Source organism: Thermogemmatispora sp. (genome assembly GCF_019683755.1).
Lineage (GTDB): Bacteria > Chloroflexota > Ktedonobacteria > Ktedonobacterales > Ktedonobacteraceae > Thermogemmatispora.
Window position 1 is genome coordinate 1 of sequence record NZ_JADGHT010000425.1, and the last position, 3,488, is coordinate 3,488.

Consider the following 3,488-nt stretch of genomic DNA (forward strand, 5'->3'; position numbering starts at 1 on the left):
TCTTCTCACCATTCGTAGCGTTCACCTACCTGGCGATACTCTCTGCCCTGGCCACGCTCGCACTGTTGTGGTCTGCGCGCCTCTTCACCCAGGCCGAGGCCTTGCCTGGCGCTGGGGAGCGCCAGACACAAGGGCCACAGCATCCATAAGGGGGCCTCTGCCGGCACTGCGCTCTTCAGCGAGCCTGGCCCATGTCTTGACTCGCCCGGGCACCTGCTCTGCTACTCCTGGGTACCAGGGAATGACGAAGGTATCCCCCTGGCGTGGCAGTCTTCGGGGGAGTGGAAGGAAGATCTTGGGCGGGAAGGAGCGCGAAGCCATTGGTAGAGGCCAGCACCGAGACAGGCACCCAGCACAGGCCCAAGCCAATAGACCCAGTGATCTTGCCAGGCGCCAGCCAGCAGTGCTGGACCGAACGAGCGTGCAGGATTCATCGAGGCGCCGCTGATCGGCCCGCCCCAGAGTGCATCCAAGGCTACAGCAGCCCCGATCGCCAGCGCTGCGGTCTGACCGACAGCCCGGGTATCAGTGGCGACAGCCATGATAACGAACATGAGGACTGCCGAGAGCAGCACTTCCATGCCCAGAGCCTGCCAGGGACTCCCGTGGGGAAGGGTGGCACCGAGCTGGGCAGCGTTTCCTACGAGCAGACGTAAGATCGCCGCGCCCCCACTGGCGCCCGCGAGCTGGGCGCCGACATAGCAGGGAACCTCACGCCAGGGAAAATGCCGCGTGAGAGCGAAGGCCACGGTCACCGCAGGATTCAAGTGAGCGCCAGAGAGGTGCCCACAGGCAGCGATCAGGACAAAGATGACCAGACCGAAGGCGAGGGCCACTCCCAGATGTGTGAGGGCTCGCGTCTGAGCCTCGACCACGATTGAGCCGCATCCTGCCATCACCAGGATCACCGCTCCCAGCAGCTCAGCCCCCGCACGGCGGAGCAACCCTGGTCGTTCCTCCCTCTGCTCACTCATACCGCAGCCGCCCCCAGCTGTTCCTGCGCCAACCACTCCCGAATACGCTGTTCCAGGCCATCACGCACGGCCCGGAAGGCAGCAAGTTGCTCCTCCTCGCTGCCAGTCACTGCTGCAGGATCAGGAAAGCTCCAATGCAGTCGCTGCGCCCTGCCGGGGAAGACTGGACACTGCTCTGCTGCCTGGTCACAAACCGTGATCACCACATCGAATGATTGTCCACGGAACTCATCGACGGACTTGGCACGTTGGGCACTGATATCAATCCCGCGCTCGGCCATGACACGCCGCGCCAGCGGATGAACCTGCGAAGGGGCAATCCCAGCACTGGCAACCTCGAGCTGATTCCCTGCCAGGGTCCGCAGCAGTCCCTCTGCCATCTGAGACCGGGCGGAATTCGCTGTGCAGAGGACAAGTACACGCTTGCTCATTGTCGCTCCTTGCTTTCTTTTGGCCTCCGGAAACTGCAGTTTCCAAATTGCTACAAATAAGATTGAGGCAATTTCTTTTGTAGAGTATACACTCCTCGCGAGGGTAAAACAAGGGATAGGTGACAAGGAGGAAGTCCGTGCCGCTATTTAACCTTCCCTTAACAAGAGAGCTGGACCCAGGTGATCGTCTGTTCCAGAAGACTTTACCAATCCTTTCGGCAGAGTTAACTGCTGCTCCTTACAGTTGAGATGAGGCCGGTCGGGGCAAGCTCACCGCCCGACAGGAGAGGGTGTTGGTCTGGCTGTGGGCCAGAGAGGCGACACGATCATCAGGAGGAGGAGTATCAGTCATGGAAGATAGCATAGGTCTCGTCTTTCGTCTCAGACACAGCAAGATTCTACTATTGCTATTTAGCCTCTTGCTGCTCTCACCAGTACTGGGAGCATGCGGCAACTCTTCAACGGGGGTCCAAAGTTCCGGCACCTGCCCCTCAGTGAATCTGTTGACAGGAGCAGGGTCAACCTTTGATTTTCCTCTGTTCTCAAAGATGTTCACGGAGTATGCTCAAATTGGCTGCCATGTGCAAGTCAACTATCAGTCGGTTGGCAGTGGCGCTGGCAAGACCCAGTTTCTGCAACAGACCGTCGACTTCGGGGCTTCGGACGGCCCGATGACAGACGAGGAGCTGGCCAAAAGCCAAAATGGTCCCATTCTGCATATTCCCGTGACCATCGGAGCGGAGGCCATTTCCTATAACCTGACCAGCGTGCCCGGCACGCAGCATGTCCGCTTTACCGGTCCCTTGCTGGCGGACATCTATCTCGGGAAGGTCACCTCCTGGGACGACCCACGGCTCAAGCAACTCAATCCAGATGTATCGTTGCCTCATCAGGCGATTACGGTGATCCATCGCTCTGACGGAAGTGGTACGACTGCGATTTTCACAAAGTATCTTGCGACAGTCAGTGAAGCCTGGGCCAGCCAGGTGGGGGCGGGTTCCACCGTCAATTGGCCAGTGGGTGTAGGAGCCAAGGGGAATGAGGGAGTTGCAGCAGCGGTGCGTACGACCGCGGGGGCCATTGGCTATATTGAGCTGGCTTATGTCCTGAAGAACAATATGCAGTATGGCCTGGTACAAAACCGCGATGGGGCCTTCACGCAGCCCTCCCTGGAAACGGCCAAAGCTGATGCTGCCAATGCGACGAACATCCCTGCAGATCTGCGCTTCTATATTGTCAATGAACCCGGGAAGGACTCCTATCCGATTACTGGCTACTCCTGGGTCCTGGTCTATCAAAACCAACGTGATCCCAGCCGGGGAGAGGCGTTGGCTAATCTACTCTGGTGGATGGTCCATGATGGCCAGCGCTATGCTCCTGATCTGGCGTATGTCCCGCTGCCGGAAACGATCGTGCAGCGTGATGAGGCCCAGATCAAAAAGATGCGCTGCGGTGACCAGGGCTGCTATCGCGGCTAACCAGATCAATTCTGGCAGAGAGGCAAAAGGTGCCCTTTCTCATGCAGCGTCTGGGCTTTTCCTTTCCCTCCTCACCCACGGCGGCAGGAACTGGTGCTTGCTGCCTCTCTGCACTCTGCAATGCTATCAGAGCTGTTTGGAGAGAACGATGCTCCTTCACCCTTCCCGCACAGGCAGCAAATGGCAAGAGCTGCAGAGCCGCCTTCGCAAGGCGTATCATCTGAGACGCAAGTACCCAGGAGACAGCTTCTTCCGGGGAATAGTGCTCCTGGCTGGGCTGGCTGTCCTGGTCATTGTCGGAGGTCTGATCCTGGTGCTGGTCAGCAACTCCTGGCCGACGATTAGCACCTTTGGCTGGCGCTTTCTGGTAAATGAGGCCTTCGACCCTATTCATCAGAGCTATGGGGTGCGCCCCGCCATTTTCGGCACGGTGGCGACATCGACCCTGGCTCTGGCGCTGGCACTCCCGCTAGGGATCGGCGCGGCCATCTATCTGGCCGAATTCTGCCCCCGCCAGCTGCAAGTGGTATTGACTTTCCTGGTAGATAGCCTGGCTGCCATCCCGAGCGTGGTTTTGGGTCTCTGGGGCTTCCTCACCTTTGCCC

General features: G+C 59.0%; 3 protein-coding genes and 1 pseudogene. 2 read left to right on the forward strand and 2 right to left on the reverse strand.

Annotated elements, in window-relative coordinates:
- Window positions 1–221 precede the first annotated feature (221 nt).
- Both IRZ24_RS18275 and IRZ24_RS18280 read right to left on the reverse strand, forming a co-directional pair.
- On the reverse strand, window positions 222–974 hold the full coding sequence (locus tag IRZ24_RS18275) for an MIP family channel protein (RefSeq protein ID WP_297167497.1): 753 nt from the start codon (window positions 972–974) through the stop codon (window positions 222–224).
- Window positions 971–1,405, reverse strand: coding sequence for an arsenate reductase ArsC (locus IRZ24_RS18280; RefSeq protein ID WP_297167500.1), 435 nt, complete (start codon window positions 1,403–1,405; stop codon window positions 971–973). The genes IRZ24_RS18275 and IRZ24_RS18280 overlap by 4 nt, the downstream gene beginning before the upstream one ends.
- Window positions 1,406–1,755: 350 nt before the next feature.
- Here IRZ24_RS18280 and pstS point away from each other — a divergent pair, with 350 nt between their 5' ends.
- Complete coding sequence (gene pstS, locus IRZ24_RS18285; RefSeq protein ID WP_297167503.1) at window positions 1,756–2,883, forward strand: phosphate ABC transporter substrate-binding protein PstS; 1,128 nt, start codon at window positions 1,756–1,758, stop codon at window positions 2,881–2,883.
- 148 nt (window positions 2,884–3,031) lie between these two features.
- Window positions 3,032–3,488 (forward strand): annotated as a pseudogene (locus IRZ24_RS18290) (hypothetical protein); the annotation flags it as partial.

What these genes read in the sequence shown, in the direction of transcription:
- IRZ24_RS18280 (WP_297167500.1), bottom strand. Translation starts at nt 1,405, where the DNA reads ATGAGCAAGCGTGTACTTGTCCTCTGCACAGCGAATTCCGCCCGGTCT.
- IRZ24_RS18275 (WP_297167497.1), bottom strand. Translation starts at nt 974, where the DNA reads ATGAGTGAGCAGAGGGAGGAACGACCAGGGTTGCTCCGCCGTGCGGGG.
- pstS (WP_297167503.1), top strand. Translation starts at nt 1,756, where the DNA reads ATGGAAGATAGCATAGGTCTCGTCTTTCGTCTCAGACACAGCAAGATT.